Below are 20,719 nucleotides of genomic sequence, written 5' to 3'. Positions count from 1 at the left end.
TAGAAGAAAAGTGATTTGGTGGAGCTAAGCGGGATCGAACCGCTGACCTCTTGCATGCCATGCAAGCGCTCTCCCAGCTGAGCTATAGCCCCACAATGTGGAATGTTCCTGATACTAAATCCAACCAAAATAAATTTGGTGGAGCTAAGCGGGATCGAACCGCTGACCTCTTGCATGCCATGCAAGCGCTCTCCCAGCTGAGCTATAGCCCCGTTTCCTACAGACCGTATCCGTGTGAACGGGTCGCATAATATGAGACCCGCCTACCAGTGTCAACGGCTAAATCTTTTTATGCGATTAACCGCTGAAAAAGGCATCAAACATCGGAAAAAATGGCAAAAACAGCAGATGTAAAAAACCCTGGATAAATCCAGGGTTCCGTTTCTAACCGCAGAAATGGCAGCAGAGATTATTGCTGAGCTTCACGCACAGCGATAAACTCCAGAGCTTTGTCAATACGCGCCAGCGCACGCTGCTGACCGACCGCATGCACCGTAACGTCAACCCCCGGAGACTGCCCAGCGCCGGTTACGGCCACACGCAGCGGCATACCGACTTTACCCATGCCTTGCCCCAGTTCATCCGCGGTTCCCTGAATGGCATGATGGATATTTTCAGCCGTCCAGTCCGTAATCGCCGCCAGTTTGGCGCGAACCAGTTCCAAAGGCTGACGGGCAACCGGACGCAGATGTTTTTTCGCCGCATCGGCATCAAACTGATCAAAATCCTCATAGAAATAGCGGCAGGAAGCGGCCATTTCCTTCAGCGTCTTGCAACGTTCGCCCAGCAAGGTCACCAGTTCGCTCAATTGCGGGCCGGTACGCGTATCAATGCCAGCCTGCTCAATATGCCATGCCAGATACGTCGCCACATATTCCGGCGGCAGATGATTAATGTAGTGATGATTCAGCCACTGCAGCTTTTCCGTATTGAACGCGCTGGCGGATTTGCTGATAGCGTCTAATGAAAACAGCGCTTTCATCTCATCAACAGTAAAAATTTCCTGATCGCCGGAAGACCAGCCCAAACGCACCAGATAGTTCAACAGCGCTTCAGGCAGGTAACCATCATCACGATACTGCATAACGCCAACGGCGCCGTGACGTTTGGATAATTTTTTACCGTCATCCCCCAGGATCATGGAGACATGCGCATATTCCGGCACTGGCGCGCCCAATGCTTTCAGTATATTGATTTGACGAGGAGTATTATTAATATGATCCTCGCCGCGAATAACGTGGGTGATTTCCATATCCCAGTCATCAATCACCACACAAAAGTTATAGGTGGGTGAGCCATCCGTACGACGGATGATCAGATCATCCAGTTCCTGGTTGCTGAATTCAATCGGACCGCGGATACGGTCGTTGAAAATAACGGAACCTTCTTGTGGATTGCGAAAACGCACCACATGAGGTTCATCATCCGCATGATGCTCGTGGGAGTCACGGCAGCATCCGTCATAACGCGGTTTCTCGCCGTTTTCCATCTGTTTTTCACGCAGCGCTTCCAGACGCTCTTTCGAGCAATAGCAGCGATAAGCGGTGCCGTTTTCCAGCATCTGGTCGATGACGGCATTGTAACGGTCAAAGCGCTTGGTCTGATAATACGGACCTTCATCCCAGTCAAGATTCAACCAGTTCATGCCATCCATAATGGCATCGATCGCGTCCTGAGTGGAACGCTCCAGATCGGTATCTTCAATACGCAAAACAAACTTACCGCCGTGATGACGGGCAAATAACCAGGAATATAGCGCGGTGCGCGCGCCGCCTACATGAAGATAGCCAGTTGGACTGGGCGCGAAACGGGTTTTAATTTTCATTTGGGATTACAGCCTTTTTACGCAACGGCTGTCGGCGTATACCGACATGAGTTCAAATAACAAAAGTGGGCAACATTCTATCATTCTGCCCCGATTCCTCAACGCTGTAACGTATTACTCCGCGGTTTATTCCCCATATAAGTGAATAAGGAAGCATCGCCGACGGCCAGAAATAAGACGTCCTGACTAATTTTACAACGAACAACCATTTTACTTTTAAAAAGCGTTGACTCACTTTCAACTATCCCTATAATGCGACTCCACACAGCGAGGGTGATTAGCTCAGCTGGGAGAGCACCTCCCTTACAAGGAGGGGGTCGGCGGTTCGATCCCGTCATCACCCACCACTCTTTTAGAGTGCCGCGTTGTGTGAAGTAAGAAAAATTGAGATTGGGTGATTAGCTCAGCTGGGAGAGCACCTCCCTTACAAGGAGGGGGTCGGCGGTTCGATCCCGTCATCACCCACCAATCTCATGCCAGCTATTTTCTTACTGAAATGAAGATCAAGAAGTGGGTGATTAGCTCAGCTGGGAGAGCACCTCCCTTACAAGGAGGGGGTCGGCGGTTCGATCCCGTCATCACCCACCACTTCTGCGGGTCGTTAGCTCAGTTGGTAGAGCAGTTGACTTTTAATCAATTGGTCGCAGGTTCGAATCCTGCACGACCCACCAATATCCGCATAGTTTTACCCTTCTAGAATAAATCTACCTTACTTTTATACTGCGCCGAGTCGTGCGTATTGAAGATAAAACCTGAGCATCAGGTGCCGCATATCGCGCTTTCTCTGACAAACCGGGAAAACCAGTCCGCCCACTCCGTTGAGACTAAAATAAATAAAATCATTTAGTTATCACGGATTTCGAAAGAACCCATCTTGAAGTAACGAGCAAAAGATAATCGTTTTTATAGATCGGTCAGATCGTATCGATCGGCTTGGCCGATCGGTATCGCTTTGTTAGCGCTTTATGTCATGGTTTGAAAATTAATCAAAAAAATAAATTTCAGAAGAGAAAATAGTGACGCTAACTACTTGTATAAAAATAATAAATTGTAAATACGGCGCAAGTATTAACGCAGTAAATAGTAAAGAATAAGTAAAGATCTAAATGATTATGTCGATATTTGATCAGACAGATGTTTCCACCTGTTTCTAATGAAATCTACTGCCGCTATTGATACCTCAAGGATTGGGATATGGAAATCAACACAGCCTCGACGGCCTATGTTCAGGTGCAAAATACGTCGAGCGACACCTCAAATGCTGAAGAGCCAGACTTCATTCACGACAATGTTGTTTGGAGCATCACGGAAAAAGGCCGGGCAACTGGTATTACGATGGAATATCTCACTGGCAAGTCACCACATTCAACCACTTCCGCGACGCCGTTCAGCAAGAGTCGATTCTTTACCTTCCGGATGCCATTGCTGACAACAATAAACCACATGATTCCCGCACTGAATGGCTGACGATGCTGCGTAAACAAATAATAGCAGGAAGACGTTGCAGTACAGATAAATAAAGGACTGTGCCGCATAGCGGGCGAAAATAATTCGCCATTAGATGTGTGAAAATCAATATATGGAGATATGCGATATGCGAATTAAAAAAAGTATTCTGGCTACGATTACAGTTGCGTCATTGTTTACTGCTGGCTCGGCTTATGCTGGGCCGGTGACTATTACCTTCAAAAATCTCGGAACCGCACCGGCAAAATATTCGCCTGTAACGAGTAATGAAGTAAATACAAGCATCCTGGCAAATCCAACGCCATTGGCTAGTGTTTCTGCTAAAGGGACTAGCATCTATACGGTACAAAATCTTATTACCACTGATGCGAATGCCGCAGCAGTTCGTTATACCATCGGCAAAAAAACCTGCGTTTTTGGTACGACGTTTGTAAATGAAGTTATTCCGGGGGGATTATTTAGCGGCACCATTCCCAAAGTACCAAAATGGAACAAAACGGCGACAGCAAGTGGTGGAGCTACTTGTAAAGCCACCATCACGTCAACCAGTATAACTGGCTCATGGGCGGTTGAATTTACCATGAAGTAATTATCCAGAAATGGATAGCCCCATCGTTACCGACAGGTGGCGATGGGATATTGTTATTAAAATATGTCGTGGTATCGATTTGATTTATTTTTAATTCAATTTAATTAGACGACATTATAACAAATGGAGAATTTTATGGTCAGCATCAATAAATTTTCAACAAACACACTAATTAATGAAAGAAGTAATACATCAAGTTCAGCAATTAAAAATCAAGTGAGCAGCAACTCCGTACAGAGTGAACAAAATAAATCCACCAATACAACATCCACTAGGGTGTCGTCTTTCGCCCAGCAATTAAGTGATGCAGCTACCCGAGCAGAAAAACGCGATGCCAGTCTTAGCCGCAGCGAACTCAAGATAAAAGCCGAGTCAGTTCTCAAAGAGATCACCGATGCGAATTATTATACCGATTCGTATAAAAAAATTTATGACGCCGAGGTTCCCGATACAACTGCCCCAGATTTGCTAGCTAGGGCAAAACAGGCCACTGATTATTTAAATGGCAAGGCAGGCAACCCGTTCAAGGGGATGTCGCGAGAACAGTTGGCGCTGATTACCTACGATGACAGCGGCACATTTACTGTTAATGAGCGCAGGGCCGCATGGAACGAATCTAATGACCAATACGAAGCATGGGCACAGAAAGTTGTTGCAAAAGCCATGGCTGAATATAACCGAACTGGAAAAATTACACAGATTTATTCGGATATGCTCGAATTTTATAAATCGCAACCCGCAATCGAACAGGCACAATATCCAGCGGGTTATGAAGCGCAATTGCAGGCAAAAATATCATTAAGCTCATCATCGTCTGCAACAAATGACACATCCCTGTTTAATACACTGAATAACTGGAAAAACGAGCTACAGGAGAAAAATTTCCATCTCATCCCGATGAGCCTTTTTACCCTGCTCGCTAATGATGACAAAAAATAATCCGTTATCATCCCTACCCGGAATGCGGAGTGATTGATGGAAAATACGCCGTTGCTCCGCCTGCAAAGCATCACCCACGCCTACCGTACCGGCGCATCCATGCAGTCGGTGCTGCATGACGTTTCGCTATCCATTCCTTCCGGCCAGAGCTGTGCCATCGTCGGCACGTCCGGTTCGGGCAAAAGCACCCTGCTGAATATCATCGGGCTGCTCGATCAGCCCAGCGCCGGGCGTCTATTGCTGAATGGCCGCGACATGGCGCAGGCTTCTGGCGATGAACGGGCCAGAGTGCGCAATCAGGTTATCGGTTTCGTGTTCCAGAGTTTCAACCTGCTGCCGCGCCTTACCGCGCTGGATAACGTGGCGCTGCCGCTGCTCTATCGCGGCCATTCCCGCCATGACGCTCGCCTGGCGGCACAACAACAACTGGAACGGGTCGGGCTGGCCGAGCGCCTTCATCACCGCCCGGCGGATCTGTCCGGCGGCCAGCGCCAGCGCGTCGCTATCGCCCGCGCTTTGATTGGCGAACCGTCTTTACTGCTGGCCGACGAGCCCACCGGTAACCTCGACAGCCAGACCGCCGGTGAAATCCTCGCGCTGTTGCTGACGCTGAATCGCGAACAGGGGGTTACGCTGGTGATGGTGACGCATGACAAATCCATTGCCCGGCAGATGCAGCGCCGGATTCAGGTACGCGACGGACGCATACAGGAAGAGGGCCATGCCTGAAACCTCTCATTCGCCTTACGGCCCTTCGCTTTGCCACGCATTGACCGAACCGCTGGATAGCCTGTGGCAATTGGGGCGTCGGGCGCTACTGGCCCTGCTGGGTATCGCTGTCGGCTGCGCGTCGGTGGTCGCACTGCTGAACATCGGTCACAACGCGGCGGCGGACGCCATCAGCACATTCAAGGACATGGGCAGCGATATGTTGGTCGCCAGCTTTGCCGCCGCAGAAACTGGCAGTCAGCGCCGCGCGCCCGCCATACTGGATACGCCGTCACTGACCCGCGCCTTACCCGGTATCCGCTACGCCGCTCCGCTGATCCTGACCACAACCGACGCCCGCCTGAACGGTCGAAATTTCAGTACTGTTGTGGTCGGCGCCAGCGCCGAACTGGCTCCAGTGATGGATCTGCTCGTGACCCAGGGTCGTCTCCTTACCCGTTACGATCGCCAGAGCACCTATGCGGTTCTAGGTGCGAAAGCCGCCGTTGAGTTGGGCGCATCACTCGGCAGCCGGATACAAATCGGCGGCTATCTGTTCGAGGTAGTGGGCGTTTTGCAGGAACGAGGGCACAATCCACTGATCCCGGTGCCGGTGGATGAAGCTATTCTCCTGCCCGTCGAGGGCATGCGCCGTCTGGTTCCTTCCCCGGAAATCGGCACTGTGGTGGCGCGAACCCGCGATGGCGCCGCGCTGTCACAGCAGGCCGCCGCGCTGCGCGATTATCTCTCATCGCTTACTCCAGGCCGCGAGGTCACGGTACAGATCCCGCAGCAACTGCTGGAGGGAATGGCGCGCCAGTCGCGTACCTTCACCTGGCTGCTGGCCGGGCTGGGCGGGATCGCGCTGCTGATGGGCGGCGTGGGCGTGATGAACGTCATGGTGATGAACGTAAGCGAACGGCGACGTGAAATCGGCGTGCGCATGGCGTTGGGGGCACGCCCACGGGATATTGGCCGCCAATTTCTACTGGAGGCGGTCATGCTGGCAGTGGCCGGGGCGCTGGCCGGATCTGTTTTCGGTCTGACCGCCGCCTGGCTGTTCGTGAAGCTCTCCGGCTGGGCCTTTTCTCTGTCGCCGCTGTCGTTGCCACTAGGCGTCGTCAGCTCACTGCTGGTCGGATTGTTCTTCGGCCTGTATCCGGCCCTGACGGCGGCGCGGCTTGAACCGGTAAAGGCGCTGCGCGATGATTAGAGCCTTTACTTCCGTCCTATTACTTATCAGCCTGAATGCTTCGGCCGCGCTGACCGATCGTCTGTTGCCGTCCCACCCCACCAGTCCGGGAGCCAGCGCGTCGCGGCTCAATACGCAAATCATTGATCTGACGTTGAGCGACGCTATCTACCTCAGCCTGCGCGATAACCGCGTTATCCGCAGCGCCTATCTGGATCGCGTAGCGCAGAAATTCGATCTGCTGGTGGCCGAAGACCGCTTCACGCCCAAACTGGCGCTAAGCGGCAGTTATCTTGCGGCGCGAAATCAAGACGACCGCTACCGCCGACGCGACATAGCCCCCACCACCACGCTGCTGACGCCCTATGGCACCCAATTCAGCCTAGCCTGGACACACAGGACTACGCAGGCCGACGATGCCGGAAACGACCGCAACGACGGGGCCAGCATCACCGTCATTCAGCCGCTGCTGCGCGGCGCGGGCCGTGAAGCCGCCACCGCGCCGGTGCGGCTGGCCCGGCTGACCGAACAAGCCAACCGCCTGATGCTGAAAGCCACCGTCGCCCAGACCGTTACGCAGATTATTGTCGCCTATCGGGAATTGTTGCGCGCGCAAGAACTGCTGCACATTGCCGATGATGCGCTCGCGCCAATTGCTGGACGTCAACCGTTCACTGATCGCCGCCGGGCGCATGGCGGAGTTTGACATTGTGCAAACCGAAGCGGACGTGGCGACGCAGGAACTGTCTTACGAAGACGCGCTCAACCAGCTTGATAACAGCCGTCTGGAACTGTTGCAACTGCTGGCGCTGGATTTACGCACGCCAATCCGCGCCGCCGAAAAGCTACAGGCCAGCCGCATCAGCGTCAGCCCCGCCGAAGCGCTGAAACAGGCCGAGGCCATGCAACCCGCCTACCTTACGCAGTTGATCGCCGGCGAACAGGCGGATATCAATCTGGCGGTGGCGCGTAACGAACGGTTGTGGGATGTGTCCCTGGTGGGCGGGGCGAGTCAGCAACGAGACCGCAACGCCGCGGCAGGCGACTCACGCGGTTGGGAAAACTATGTCGGCGTGCAGGTGGAAATCCCCATTGGCGACATGAGCCGACAGCAGGCGGAAGTGCAAGCACGGGTAAGCGTGCAGAATCAGCGCGTGCAGATCGCCGAAGCCCGCCAGCAGTTGGAGCGCGACGTCGCCAATGCCGTGCGCGGTATCGGCGTACGCTGGCGCCAGTTCGAGATCGCCCAACGCGCTCGCGATCTATCGCACCGCAAGCTGGATATCGAACGGGAAAAGCTCACCGTCGGGCGTTCCAGCAACTTTCAGGTGTTGAGCTATGAGGCCGACCTGCGCAACGCCGAAAATGCCCGGCTCGACGCGCTAATCGCCTATCTCAACGCCCAGGCCGAACTGGATCAGACGCTGGGGACAACGCTGCAAAGCTGGGATATCTCACTCAATGATTAAAATCGTACGTTTCTGGTCGCATCGGTTAGCCGCGCTGACAATCCTGATCATTCCGATCGCCGTAACCGGCATGTGGCGGTTCTGGCCGGCGCCAGCCGCCGACGCGCCGCAAGTGCGATGGCTGCGCGTCGAACCACAGGTGCTGGAGAACCGGCTGGGACTGACCGGCCGGATTCAGGCTGCAACCCATCTGACACTCGCGGCGCCGTTTGAAGGCACGATTAAAAGCGTATCGGCCGCCGAAGGGCTGCGTGTAGAAAAAGGGCAACCGCTGCTGACGCTGGATACCGGTCTGCTGGATATCCAACGGCGTCAGGCGCTGGCCGAACTGCTCAAGGCGCAGCGAATGGCGCAGGAACTACAACATTGGGAACAAGGCCAGGAAATGTCGCGGGCGCGCCGCACCCTTAACAACGCCCGTCTCACGTTGGCGAATACCGAGGCCAGCCTGAAAGACACCCGCACACTGTTTGAGCGCGGCATTGTAGCCCGCATGGAAGTGGATGCGCTGGAACAGCAGGCGCAGGCCCAGCGGCAAGATCTGGCCGCCGCGCAAGAAGAGTTGCAGGCCACGCTGAACAAAGGGCGCGGCGAAGATCGTCAGATTGCCGAAATGGAACTGGCGAATGCGCAATCGCGTCATCAGGCGCTGCTGGCGATGCAAGCGCAGCAGGTAGTGCGTGCGCCCTTCGCCGGTGTGCTGGTACGGCCCGCCGTAACGGAAACCGGCAAGTGGCAGCCGCCGCAGCGGGGGATGCATATCACACAGGGGATGCCGTTGTTCGGCCTGATTAACCCCGATCGTCTGCAGGCCGTCGCCAGCATTGAAGAGGCCGATCTGCACCAACTGCAAGAGGGGATGCCGGTGGAGATCGACGGCGACGGCTTCGCCGGGCTGACGCTGCAAGGCCGTATCCAGACTATCGGCATCGAAGGCCGCGCCGCCGAGTCGGAAGGGGCTGGCGCCCGCTATGACGTGTTGGTCGCCATCGACACGCCATCTCCCGACCAGCGCCAGCGTCTGCGGCTGGGGATGAGCGCCCGGCTGTCGGTGGTGACGTACCGCAATGAACAAGGGATTGCCGTTCCCGTCGAAGCGCTGCGCACCGACGAAGGAGGCAACAGCTATGTGATCTTCCGCTCGGACGCCGACGGCACGCCCCGGCGAATCGACGTAACGCCGGGGCGTGCCGTACCACAGGGTGTTGAGGTGGCGGGCGTATCCACAGGAGAGATAAAAATCGACAAATAAGTCTATCGCTAACAAGCCCCTTTGTCAGGATAAAACCATCGGTGTGATATGAGATCTGTTTTCAATTGTATGGCACTGTCATGCAACGGCGTTTAATCGCTGATGATGGTTTTGCCCTACGCCATATAAAAAACGCCCTTTTCAGGACGTTTTTATCAGCGTTACGGTCAAGCGTCAGATTTCCCAATCATGGTTATAGCGTTTGGGTTTGAACTGGATAACATCGCCTTTTTGCAACCCCCGCAGGCTAAGATCGTCCCTTGCCACTTCAGCCTCTATTAACTCCTGTTGGTTGCCAATTTTTAACGACAGGCGGGTTAATGCGCCCAGCGGGCGAATATCACGAACGATGACCGGCTGATAGCCGTCCTGCGCCTGAACGGACAAGGCGACTTCATGCGGGCGAAACAGAATGGTTTCATCCGTTTTTTCAATTTTCAGTTGGTTACTATCACCCAAAAAGTGGTAGACAAACTCGCTGGCCGGATGATTATAAACTTCGTCAGGGGAACCAATTTGTTCAATGACCCCCTTATTCATCAGCACAATACGATCGGCGACTTCCATCGCCTCTTCCTGATCGTGAGTAACGAACACCGACGTCAGATTGATATCCTCATGCAGCCGCGATAGCCAGCGGCGCAGTTCCTTGCGCACTTTGGCATCCAGCGCGCCAAAGGGTTCATCCAACAACAGAATGCTGGGCTCGACAATCAACGCTCTGGCCAGGGCGATACGCTGGCGCTGCCCGCCGGATAGCTGCTCGGGGTAGCGATCCGCCAGCCAATCCAACTGAACCAGACCAAGCAGCTCATGCACTTTTTTCTCAATGTCGCGTTTGGACGGACGGATACCTTTAGGCTTCATTTTCAGCCCGAACGCCACGTTGTCGAACACCGTCATATGGCGGAATAAGGCGTAGTGCTGGAATACGAATCCCACATTACGCTTGCGCACGTCGTGAACGGACACATCTTCGCCATGAAAAATAATATTGCCGCTATCCGGCCTTTCCAAACCGGCGATAATACGCAATAGCGTCGTTTTGCCGCACCCGGACGGCCCCAGCAGCGCCACCAGCTCGCCGCTATGAATGGCAAGGTTGATTTGATTCAAAGCCTGAAACTGACCAAATTGTTTATTAATATTACGGATCTCAATGCTCATTTTTGGTCAACTCCTGTTGTTTCTGTAATTGCTTCGTCAGACGGCTCTCGCTCCACTGGCGCAACAGTAGAACGACCAGCGACATCACCAACAGCAGAATGGCGACGCTAAAAGCGGCGACGATATTGTATTCGTTGTAAAGAATTTCGATATGCAGCGGCAGCGTATTGGTCAACCCGCGGATATGGCCGGAAATCACGGAAACCGCGCCGAACTCCCCCATCGCCCTGGCGGTACATAGCACCACGCCATAAATTAACGCCCACTTCACGTTAGGCAACGTGATATGCCAGAACATTTGCCAGCCGTTAGCCCCCAGCAGTCTGGCCGCTTCTTCTTCCTGCGAGCCCTGCTGTTCCATCAGAGGGATCAGTTCGCGAGCGACATAGGGCAGCGTGACGAAAATGGTCGCCAGCACAATCCCCGGCACGGCATAAACGATCTCCAGATTATGCGCGGTCAGGAACGGGTACAGCTTACTTTGCGCGCCGAACAGCAGAACATAAACCAGACCCGCCACGACGGGAGAGACAGAGAAAGGCAGATCGATTAACGACAGCAAAAAACTTTTGCCGCGGAATTCGAATTTGGTCACGCACCATGCCGTCGCCAATCCGAAAACCACATTGAGCGGAACCGAAATCACCGTTGCCAGTAATGTCAGTTTCAGCGCGGAGATCGCATCCGGTTCGGTAATGGCGTTCCAGAACGCCCCGACCCCGTTATGCAATCCCTGCGTCACCACCATCAAGAGCGGCAACACCAGAATCAGAAAAAAAACGATCCACGCCAACGAAACCAAAACGTAATACGTCGCCGGATTCTTCGGGGATTTCGTTGCCCGGGACTGAGTGGACATAACCTGTTCCATGACGACAAACCTTACAGTTTCGGTTGAATACGGCGCTGCAATAAATTAATCAGCAACAACATAATGAAAGAAACCAGCAGCATAAACACGCCAATTCCGGTCGCGCCTTTATAGTCATACTGATCGAGTTTGGAGACGATCAGCAGCGGCAAGATTTCAGTTTTAAATGGAATATTCCCCGCGATAAACACCACGGATCCGTACTCGCCCACGCCGCGGGCGAATGCCAGGGCAAAGCCGGTTAACCAGGCGGGAAGCAACGTCGGAATTAAGACATGGCGGAATACCTGCAACGGACGAGCGCCAAGGCAGGCCGCCGCCTCTTCGATTTCCTTCGGAATATCAGCCAGCACGGGCTGCAGTGTTCTGACCACGAAAGGCAAGGTGACAAAAATCAGCGCCAGCGTAATACCAATGCCGGTATAGGCGATCTTAAAGGGAAACAGCGAGCCGATAAGTCCATTCGGCGCATATAAGGCCGTTAGCGCAATCCCGGCGACGGCGGTCGGCAGAGCAAAGGGCATGTCGATCATTGCATCAATGACCTTGCGTCCGGGGAAGGTGTAACGCACCAACACCCATGCCAGCAGCGTTCCCAGAATACCATTGATAAAAGCGGCCATCAGCGCCGTCCCGAAGGACAAACGGAGGGAAAAAAGCACCTGTCGGCTGGTAATCAGCTCCCAAAACTGTACCAGTGTCAATTGGCTGGCATAAAGAAACATTCCTGCCAACGGAATGAGTACAATCAATCCTAAATAACTCAGGCTGAAACCCAAAGTTAAACCAAAACCGGGAATTACCGGGGAGCTACGTTGCGACATACGGTGCCTTTAATAGTCATACTCAGTGATTCGGGCTAATTAACCCCTGCCGACGAATCAAAGCCGCTGAATCCACCCCAGCGGCTTTTCCAACATCAGAAATTCATTACTTACTTATTAATTTCCTGGAAGATTTTGTCGAACACGCCGCCATCGTTAAAGAAGGTTTCCTGTGCGGCTTTCCAACCGCCAAAGTCTTTATCAATGGTTACCAGATTCACCGGCGCAAACTGGCCTTTAAACTCTTCGGCAATTTTGGCATTGCGCGGGCGATAGAAGTTTTTACCGATAATCCGCTGCGCTTCATCGCTGTAGAGATATTGCAGATAGGCTTCCGCCTGCTTACGCGTGCCTTTACGATCCACCACCTTATCCACTACCGCAACCGGGGGTTCGGCGAGAATGGACAGCGATGGCGTCACAATTTCAAGCTGATCGCCGCCCTGCTCTTGCAGAGAAAGATAGGCTTCGTTCTCCCAGGCCAGCAGGACATCGCCCAGTTGACGCTGAACAAAGCTGATGGTCGAACCGCGGGCTCCGGTGTCCAAAACCGGCGCATGACGATACACTTCAGTAACGAACTTCAGCGCCGTTTCCTCATTACCGCCAGGCTGGGCTCTGGCATAAGCCCAGGCTGCAAGGAAATTCCAACGCGCCCCGCCGGAAGTTTTCGGATTTGGCGTGATCACTTCAACGCCCGGCTTAATCAGATCGCCCCAATCTTTGATTTGCTTCGGATTACCCTTTCGCACCAAAAAAACGATGGTGGAGGTATAAGGCGTACTGTTGTCAGGCAAACGCGCCTGCCACTTTGGATCGATAATTTGTTGATTCAGATTAAGCGCATCGATATCGCCAGCCAGCGCCAGCGTTACCACGTCCGCCTGTAGGCCGTCGATGACGGAACGAGCCTGTTTACCCGATCCGCCATGTGAATTCTTGATCGAGATATCTTCGCCGGTGGTCTCTTTCCAATGCTTAATAAAAGCGGCGTTATATTGCTGATAGAACTCGCGGGTAGGATCATAAGAAACATTCAGTAACTCTGTTGCCGCAGAAGCGACGCCAGAAAACAGTAGCGTGGCTGCAGCAAGGGATAATCCCAGACGGCGTATTGACATCATTATTACTCCCCAAAATTGAACTGTTATTATTACCTTTCATTTTTCAAGCTGTAGCGCTGTTGGCATCCTTTCCCACCAGAACAACCACTTAAGCGTTATCTCTTCTGACGTATACATCAGCCGAAGCTGGACGGCATGAAACCGGGATGCGCCCCAAAGGCAACGCTCAAGGGAGTCGGTCATAAAAGATAACGATGAATGCGGCTGATTAACGCGGCTTAAACACGGACATCAGAGCAACACATGGAAGTGACAATAGAGGATATGGGAAAGTGGCAAAAATACTGTTTCGCGATAATTTATACTCTCGCGTTATATTGTTTATGGTTATGTAATAGTTTTCAATCTAAGTAAACGATAGCGGTCAACGCGTTAATTCACTGTCCGTGAATTCCGGCAAGTTTATTGATAGCTACTCTTCTTCATCCAGTTGCAGAGCGATATACAACAGCAGACGATCGTCGAAATTGCCTAAATCCAGTCCGGTAAGCTCGGAGATGCGGTTAAGACGGTATTCCAATGTGTTGCGATGGATAAACAAGGCTTTTGCCGTCGCGCCAGGCTGAACGTTATTGCGGAACCAGGCATTTAGCGTCCGGCGCAGCAGGCCGTTACCGTCCATCGCCTTGAGCCGGGTTAACGGCCGCACCAGTTCATTCGCCTGCCAGCCGCCGCGTAAGCTATCCAATAATACCGGCAGCATTAAATCCTGATAGTAATAGCAACGCTGCGCAGGCATACGCTGCTTGCCGACGCTCATGGTCGTCCGGGCGGTACGGTAAGAACGGGCGATACTGCCGGGACCGGAGAAGTAGTTACCCAGCGCCAGACGAACACGCAACCGGCTACTTTCCGCCATACGCGACAGCAGGCTATCCACCCGCCGGCGATGCTCTTCCGCATCCCAACGGCCGTGGCTGTTCAAGGCGGGTTTCAACACCACCATTTCAGTCAGGGAAACAATGGCTATCAGGTTGTCACGCTCCGGCGTCGTCAGCAACGTCTGTAACTGCTGAAGCTCGGCCATGGCGCTGTCAACGCCAAGCTGCCCGCTATCAACCTCAACCACCGCCACAACGCGCGGCTGATTAAGATCGATGCCCAAACGCTGAGCCCACTCCATCAAAGCCGGCGACAGTTCATCGGTACGGAGCAGGTTAAGCACCAATTCTTCGCGCAGGCGGCTATCCTGCGCCAGCATATGCAGCAGCCTCGCCTGCTCAAGCATCATTTCTGCGGTCATGCAGACCAGTTCGCCATACTGGCGTAGCTGTCCCGGATTCCCGGTAAGGCCGATCACTCCGACGATATTGCCGTCAATGTGCAGCGGCAGATTGATGCCCGGACGAACGCCGTGCAAATGCCGTGCAACTGCCTCATCAATGTCGACGACCCGCCCTTGCGATAACGCCAGCAGCGCGCCTTCATGCAACTCCCCTAACCGCTCCTGGTCGCCGCTGCCGATGATTTTGCCGCGGGAATCCATCACGTTGATATTGCTATCAATAATCTGCATTGTACGTGCGACAATATCCTGCGCCATCTTGGCATTAAGATGATACGACGCCATTTTCACCTCTGAGAGGAACACTGACAACCGCACCAGCATAACGCCGCGTTCCGCGCCGTACATTGTGCAAATTAACAAAGAATCAGGAATTCGCTTTAAACTGTGGAAGAACTCACAAAATGCGGGCCGTACAGGAAAGGTAAGCCATTGCCGAACTGCATCAGGCTTAGCATACCGCAGCTAATATCACGGCCTGAGCCGGGTATGGGAATACCCGGCGTTAACAGGAGTGATTTATTGCATCAGCAGATAAATATTGCTGTCGCCACGACGAATACTCAGCGCCAGAACAGCCGGCTTGCTATCCAGAATTTTCCGCAGCTCGCCAAGATTCTGCACCGGTTGCTGATTCACGCCCAGGATAATGTCGCCTTTTTTCAAGCCGATTTTCGCCGCCGCGGAACCCGCTTTTACATTATCGACTTTGACGCCTTTTTGACCATCAATCTGGGTGTTGCTTAGCTCGGCGCCTTCAATGCCGGAATAAAGGTTCCCCGACGCAACCTGAGCCTGGCTGCTTTGCTGTAGCGTAACGTCCACCGTGAGCGGCTTGCCGTCACGCAGCAGCCCCAGCGACAGTTTGCTGCCAACTGGCAACGAACCGACCTGCGCCCGCAACGCCGCAAAGCTACTTATTGCTTTGCCGTTTAACGAGACAATGACGTCGCCCGCTTTAATTCCCGCTTCGGCCGCGGCTGATTTAGGTTGAACCTGGCTGACGAACGCCCCGCGCTGTGCATCCACTTTCATCGCCTGGGCCAGTTCGGAATTCAGCTCCGTCCCGGTAATGCCGAGTTCGCCGCGCTTCACTTCGCCAAACTCGACGATCTGGGCAACCAGGCTTTTCACCATATTGCTGGGGATGGCAAAACCGATACCGATGTTGCCGCCATCCGGCGCCAGAATCGCGGTGTTCAAACCAATCAGTTCGCCGTTCAGGTTAACCAGCGCCCCACCGGAGTTTCCGCGGTTGATGGCCGCATCGGTCTGAATAAAGTTTTCATAATTTTCGATATTCAGCCCGCTGCGCCCCAGCGCCGAAACAATCCCGGAGGTCGCCGTTTCACCCAAACCATACGGATTACCGATCGCCACGGTGTAATCGCCGACGCGCAGTTGATCGGAATCAGCCATTTGGATCGCCGTCAGATTCTTGAAGTTCTGCAACTGCACCAATGCGACGTCAGAACGAGGATCTTTGCCGATCACTTTGGCGTCATATTTACGGCCGTCGTTCAGCCGAACCTGAATTTTATCCGCGTTATCCACCACGTGGTTATTGGTTACCACATAGCCTTTTTCTGCATTGATGATCACCCCGGCGCCCAGTGCCTGAAAAGCCTGCTGGCGGGATGATTGCCCGTCGCCGCCGTCATCGCCCTGACAGATGGGGGAGTCCTGAAACGGCGAACCATCCTGACAAAATGGGGAATTATCACCAAAGAACGGCTGTAACTGCTGCGGGACCTTTTCTCTGGCGACGCTGGTATGCCCTTCTACGGCGATACTGACCACCGAAGGCATGACTTTTTCCAGCATCGGCGCCAGACTGGGCAACTGATTTGATGAAGAAGAGGATGGGATCAACTCTGCCGCATTTGCACCCAGCGGCCCCATAGCCATCGCCAAACTTAGCGTCAGCGCACTCAGAACCAATGATTTTCTTTTCATGGGAATATGTCTCACAGTAATCAACAGGCAAGCTATCACAGCCTTTATATACCCAATAGATTTCAAGATGCATAAAGCCGAAACGCCCGCAGCTTGAAAGACGAAAGATATAGAGGTTGTGCTGTATAAGATAAATATGGCTCAACTAAGTTCATCAATGGAAGATGCTGAACCGTAAGAAAATATTGGATCTCTTTACAAAAGTTATTATTCCGCGGCCATCAGGCGACGATACTCGTCGTAGGCATAAAGATCGGTCATGCCGCTGATATAATCCTGAATCAAACGGGCGCGGAAATAGTATTCGCGAATTTCCCGTTCCGCATAAGACAGGTGTTGCAGGTTCTCCACGGCTTCCCGGTAGGCCATACAGTGTTTGCTGGATAATTTATGAAACAGCCGTGTCTCGATCGGATAGCGTTTGTGCGTTCCTTCTTTCACTAACTGGCTAAAATCCTGATAGGACATATCCAGCAGCGGACTATAAATATCCAGTAATCCGCGGATCACCCGGTAGCCCTGAAGCTCCAATTGTTCGACTTCGTGGTGATTAAATACGTGCTTCAACGCAACATGCTTAAATATTTTCAATAATCGGTTTTGCGCGCTTTCATCCTCCAGCAGCGCCTGATTAAACGCCCCCGAATAGATTTCCGGCAGGTTATCAATAAAACGCTGAGAGGCGTGCGGCACTAGTTTAGCCACCGTATTCACGCGAAGATTCATGAAAAACTGATCGTTGACGCTGCGCCATTGGTGACGATTCCGGTTTTCATAAGATTTACCCACCGTTTTAGTGAATAAATCTCCCGAGCGAACTTCGCCCCAGGAGTGATGCAAATGTTCGTAGAGTTGCTCAATGGTGAGAATATCTTTCTCTACGGCATCTTCCAAATCGGCGATGCAGTAGGAAATATCATCCGCCGCCTCCATAATATAAGTCAGCGGATGGCGATGAAACTCTCCCATCGACAGCTCTTCACGCAGTGTCGTGACGAAGGCCTCCTCCGCCAGGTAATAGCCGGGCTTTTTCATCAGATAATTAAACGCTGCCGGCGTTTCTTCGCTCCAATACGCGGGGCGGGTATATTTCAAAATACAGCCGACCTGCCCGTAAGTCAGATTCAGCTTAAGCAAGGTATGCACCAGACGGATCGCCTGGGCATTGCCTTCGAAATGGCTTAGATCCTGACGAATACGGCGGCGCAATTCGTTCAGTCCATCCTCTTTTAGGTGTAAAAAGCCGACCTGACAGTTATCTTCGCCGGCAGAATCCCCCGCGTGCGTGACGTCCATTAACTGACTGAACCAGTTATTAATCGCCGACTCGCCGAAATGACCAAAAGGCGGATTGCCAATGTCATGCATCAGGCAGGCCATTTCCACCATGCTTTCAAACGGCGTTTGCAGTTGGGCCAGCCCCAGCGTTTCCAGCCGGTTGTCCCGCTTCAGCCGTTCCAGAATATCTTTGGCGATGTACCGCCCAACCTGTTGAACTTCCATGGAGTGCGTCAGCCGCGAGCGCACCGCGGCGTTACGTTCCAACGGGAAAACCTGGGTTTTTTGCTGTAGCCGGCGAATGGCTGCGGAGTTAATGATACGTCCGCGATCGCTCTCAAACTGACGAACAATGGAATATTCATCTTCAGCCGTAATCGGATGACTGAGAGGGCGCTGAAAACTCATCTTTTTCGCAAAATCGATATCAGACATAGTACTCCCCATATTGACGGGTCGCGTGCCGCCGCATAACCGTCTCCATTTAACCCACTAAGCCATGATAGACTAGCCGACGCTACACTCGTGCTATTTATAACAAAATTTGTGGGGAACACTATGAAAGTCGGCATTATCGGCGCTATGGAACAAGAAGTTACTTTGCTTCGCGATCGTATTGAAAACCTTCAGACCATACAGCGCGCAGGTTGCGAAATTTATAGCGGGCAATTAAACGGCGTCGACGTCGCCTTATTGAAGTCAGGAATCGGTAAAGTCTCCGCCGCGCTAGGCACCACGTTATTGCTGGAACACTGCCGGCCTGACGTGGTGATTAATACCGGTTCGGCCGGCGGATTGGCCGCTACGCTGAAGGTTGGCGATATTGTGGTTTCCGATGAAGTTCGCTATCACGACGCCGATGTCACCGCTTTTGGCTATGAACCCGGCCAGATGGCGGGCTGCCCAGCCGCCTTCATCGCGGATGAAGAGTTAATCACGCTGGCTCAGGAAGCGATTACGAAATTACAGTTGAACGCGGTGCGCGGCCTGATTGTCAGCGGCGACGCGTTTATTAACGGCGCGGAACCGTTGGCCCGCATTCGTAAAACCTTCCCCAAGGCCATCGCGGTCGAGATGGAAGCCACGGCGATTGCCCATGTTTGCCACCAGTTTGCCGTACCTTTCGTCATCGTGCGGGCAATTTCCGACGTCGCCGACCAAGAGTCCCACCTGAGCTTTGATGAATTTTTGTCCGTGGCCGCGCAGCAATCCACACGTATGGTAGAGACCATGCTACAGGCGCTAGCTGAGCGCCGGTAACAATGCGGCAGAGGATATTAGACGATAACGCCATCACGGTAACGCCGAGATATCCGGGCTTATCGTACCGAGGGGCGCTTCGGCGGCTTACGCCGCTACGCCCCCAGCGGAACGCAATCCCTAATAACGAGCGTTATCAATCGTGTATAGGCGTTCTCCGCCTTTTGCTCGGGCTGCTGCTATTTTTCACCATCGCCGCGGCAAACGCGGTTCCGCAGCGCGTGATCAGCTTAGCGCCGCACGCCACCGAAATAGCGTTCGCCGCCGGAATGGGAACGCAGCTTGTGGCGGTCAGCAGTTGGTCCGACTATCCCCCGGAAGCGCGAAAGCTGGAGCAGGTCGCCTCCTGGCAGGGGATCAACCTTGAGCGGATCCTTGCGCTGAAACCGGACCTCATTCTGGCCTGGCGTGAAGGCAATCCGCAAAGACCGCTGGAACAGCTGGCCGGATTTGGCATTCCCATTGTCTATCTGGACGCCAAAACGCTTGATGATATTCCCGCCGCGCTGACGAAGCTGGCGCAATACAGTCTGCATCCGGAACAGGCGAAACAAACCGCCAGCGCGCTTCGTCAGCAACTGGCGGAATTACAGCGGCAATACGCCAGCAATACCCCGTTGCGGGTGTTCATGCAGTTTGGCGCCCATCCGCTGTTCACTTCGGCGCAAGGTACTTTGCAAAGTCAGGTTGTCTCGCTGTGCGGCGCTCAGAACATCTTCAGCGACAGCGCGGTTCCCTGGCCGCAGGTCAGCCGGGAACAGGTATTAATGCGCAAACCACAGGCGATTATCATCAGCGGCTCCGCCGATGCGGTAGCGAATACGCAGACATTCTGGCAACCGCAATTATCCATTCCGGTTATTGCGGTCAATGAAGATTGGTTCAATCGCAGCGGACCGCGCTTATTGCTGGCGGCGCAGCAGATTTGCCGTCAATTGGCCGAACTGAAAAAAAATAATTAGCCGATTGATTATCACCGGATAAATCATATTAACATAATGATTTACAAGGATTATTTTAATAAAATATCTTGTAACATCATCGTTGTTTTCGCAACGACGCTTTGCCTATAATCTCGCCGCAACGGTTGAAATAAATACAAACGCCGAAAAAAAACCTCATCGCTGATAGACGCATCGCGGCGGCTTAAAAGATGAAGGGCATAGATAATTTTCGAGTCTGAATAGGCTCTTTCAACACCAGGTAATAAACTGAAAATGAAATATATTTTGCTTAGCGCAGGCTTGCTTCTGGCGGTCTGCGGTTCCGCTTATGCGGGAAATAGCAGCGGGCAAATTAACGCCCGGCTAACCATTCTGCCTTCATGCGGCGTTGAACCTCAACAGGGGCAATATCAGATGAAGTGCAACGTCGCTTCCGTCCTTCAGCCCAAAATAACCGAATCGCGTATACCGGCTGAACCGGCGTCGTCAGCAACAGCCAAAACAGAAAGCGATGTGGAAACGCGTCTGATTACGGTTGAGTGGTAAACCTGAGTCAGCGGATATCCAGC

17 protein-coding genes, 6 tRNA genes and 1 pseudogene are annotated in these 20,719 nt (G+C 53.1%); 14 read left to right on the top strand and 10 right to left on the bottom strand.

Going from position 1 to position 20,719, the window contains the following annotated elements:
• Positions 1-16 precede the first annotated feature (16 nt).
• From HC231_RS05670 to gltX, 3 genes are all read right to left on the bottom strand, one after another.
• Positions 17-92: transfer RNA gene (locus tag HC231_RS05670), tRNA-Ala, on the bottom strand.
• A 44-nt stretch (positions 93-136) separates the two neighbouring features.
• A tRNA-Ala gene (locus HC231_RS05665) sits at positions 137-212 on the bottom strand.
• A gap of 197 nt (positions 213-409) precedes the next feature.
• A complete protein-coding gene (gene gltX / locus HC231_RS05660) occupies positions 410-1,825 on the bottom strand; it encodes a glutamate--tRNA ligase (protein WP_208230094.1) in 1,416 nt (471 codons plus the stop codon).
• Between the two features lie 271 nt (positions 1,826-2,096).
• On the opposite strand from gltX, the gene HC231_RS05655 reads away from it, so the two are divergent.
• The 11 genes and pseudogenes from HC231_RS05655 (at position 2,097) to HC231_RS05605 (ending at position 9,441) form a co-directional block, all read left to right on the top strand.
• A tRNA-Val gene (locus tag HC231_RS05655) sits at positions 2,097-2,172 on the top strand.
• A 45-nt stretch (positions 2,173-2,217) separates the two neighbouring features.
• A tRNA-Val gene (locus tag HC231_RS05650) sits at positions 2,218-2,293 on the top strand.
• A 44-nt stretch (positions 2,294-2,337) separates the two neighbouring features.
• Positions 2,338-2,413, top strand: a tRNA-Val gene (locus HC231_RS05645).
• A 7-nt stretch (positions 2,414-2,420) separates the two neighbouring features.
• Positions 2,421-2,496, top strand: a tRNA-Lys gene (locus HC231_RS05640).
• A gap of 523 nt (positions 2,497-3,019) precedes the next feature.
• Entirely contained in the window at positions 3,020-3,292 is a 273-nt protein-coding gene (locus tag HC231_RS05635; RefSeq protein WP_208230093.1) for a hypothetical protein, read from the top strand.
• A gap of 127 nt (positions 3,293-3,419) precedes the next feature.
• Entirely contained in the window at positions 3,420-3,881 is a 462-nt protein-coding gene (locus HC231_RS05630) for a hypothetical protein (protein WP_208230092.1), read from the top strand.
• Positions 3,882-4,016: 135 nt separating this feature from the next.
• Entirely contained in the window at positions 4,017-4,820 is an 804-nt protein-coding gene (locus HC231_RS05625; RefSeq protein ID WP_208230091.1) for a hypothetical protein, read from the top strand.
• A gap of 36 nt (positions 4,821-4,856) precedes the next feature.
• The gene (locus tag HC231_RS05620) at positions 4,857-5,549 is read left to right on the top strand and encodes an ABC transporter ATP-binding protein (RefSeq protein WP_208230090.1); all 693 of its coding nucleotides are present in this window, start codon (positions 4,857-4,859) and stop codon (positions 5,547-5,549) included.
• Positions 5,542-6,741 (top strand): ABC transporter permease, encoded by a 1,200-nt coding sequence (locus HC231_RS05615; RefSeq protein ID WP_208230089.1) that lies wholly within the window; start codon positions 5,542-5,544, stop codon positions 6,739-6,741. Before HC231_RS05620 ends, HC231_RS05615 begins: the two co-directional genes overlap by 8 nt.
• Positions 6,734-8,189, top strand: a pseudogene (locus tag HC231_RS05610) (TolC family protein). Before HC231_RS05615 ends, HC231_RS05610 begins: the two are co-directional and overlap by 8 nt.
• Positions 8,182-9,441, top strand: a complete 1,260-nt coding sequence (locus tag HC231_RS05605; RefSeq protein WP_208230088.1) for an efflux RND transporter periplasmic adaptor subunit — start codon at positions 8,182-8,184, stop codon at positions 9,439-9,441. The pseudogene HC231_RS05610 and the gene HC231_RS05605 overlap by 8 nt, the downstream one beginning before the upstream one ends.
• A 174-nt stretch (positions 9,442-9,615) precedes the next feature.
• Here HC231_RS05605 and HC231_RS05600 read toward each other — a convergent pair whose 3' ends face one another.
• From HC231_RS05600 to dgt, 7 genes are all read right to left on the bottom strand, one after another.
• The gene (locus HC231_RS05600) at positions 9,616-10,608 is read right to left on the bottom strand and encodes a sulfate/molybdate ABC transporter ATP-binding protein (protein WP_208230087.1); all 993 of its coding nucleotides are present in this window, start codon (positions 10,606-10,608) and stop codon (positions 9,616-9,618) included.
• Entirely contained in the window at positions 10,598-11,479 is an 882-nt protein-coding gene (cysW, locus tag HC231_RS05595; protein ID WP_208230086.1) for a sulfate ABC transporter permease subunit CysW, read from the bottom strand. The genes HC231_RS05600 and cysW overlap by 11 nt, the downstream gene beginning before the upstream one ends.
• 11 nt (positions 11,480-11,490) lie before the next feature.
• The gene (gene cysT, locus HC231_RS05590) at positions 11,491-12,303 is read right to left on the bottom strand and encodes a sulfate ABC transporter permease subunit CysT (protein ID WP_208230085.1); all 813 of its coding nucleotides are present in this window, start codon (positions 12,301-12,303) and stop codon (positions 11,491-11,493) included.
• Between the two features lie 110 nt (positions 12,304-12,413).
• Complete coding sequence (locus HC231_RS05585; RefSeq protein WP_208231235.1) at positions 12,414-13,424, bottom strand: sulfate ABC transporter substrate-binding protein; 1,011 nt, start codon at positions 13,422-13,424, stop codon at positions 12,414-12,416.
• Positions 13,425-13,839: 415 nt separating this feature from the next.
• Positions 13,840-14,997: a CdaR family transcriptional regulator gene (locus HC231_RS05580; protein ID WP_208230084.1), complete on the bottom strand. Its 1,158-nt coding sequence runs from the start codon at positions 14,995-14,997 to the stop codon at positions 13,840-13,842.
• Between the two features lie 234 nt (positions 14,998-15,231).
• A complete protein-coding gene (gene degP, locus HC231_RS05575) occupies positions 15,232-16,668 on the bottom strand; it encodes a serine endoprotease DegP (protein ID WP_208230083.1) in 1,437 nt (478 codons plus the stop codon).
• Between the two features lie 207 nt (positions 16,669-16,875).
• Positions 16,876-18,381 (bottom strand): dGTPase, encoded by a 1,506-nt coding sequence (gene dgt / locus HC231_RS05570; protein ID WP_208230082.1) that lies wholly within the window; start codon positions 18,379-18,381, stop codon positions 16,876-16,878.
• Between the two features lie 123 nt (positions 18,382-18,504).
• Between dgt and mtnN the strand changes: the two genes are divergently transcribed.
• From mtnN to HC231_RS05555, 3 genes are all read left to right on the top strand, one after another.
• A complete protein-coding gene (mtnN, locus tag HC231_RS05565) occupies positions 18,505-19,206 on the top strand; it encodes a 5'-methylthioadenosine/S-adenosylhomocysteine nucleosidase (RefSeq protein WP_208230081.1) in 702 nt (233 codons plus the stop codon).
• A 164-nt stretch (positions 19,207-19,370) separates the two neighbouring features.
• Entirely contained in the window at positions 19,371-20,168 is a 798-nt protein-coding gene (btuF, locus tag HC231_RS05560; protein WP_246494698.1) for a vitamin B12 ABC transporter substrate-binding protein BtuF, read from the top strand.
• 255 nt (positions 20,169-20,423) lie between these two features.
• On the top strand, positions 20,424-20,696 hold the full coding sequence (locus HC231_RS05555) for a hypothetical protein (protein WP_208230080.1): 273 nt from the start codon (positions 20,424-20,426) through the stop codon (positions 20,694-20,696).
• Positions 20,697-20,719: the final 23 nt, after the last annotated feature.

The sequence above is a fragment of the Brenneria izadpanahii genome, from assembly GCF_017569925.1.
Taxonomy (GTDB): Bacteria; Pseudomonadota; Gammaproteobacteria; order Enterobacterales; family Enterobacteriaceae; genus Brenneria; species Brenneria izadpanahii.
Note: the sequence above shows the minus strand (reverse complement) of the source record. Positions and strands in the feature narration are given on the sequence as shown.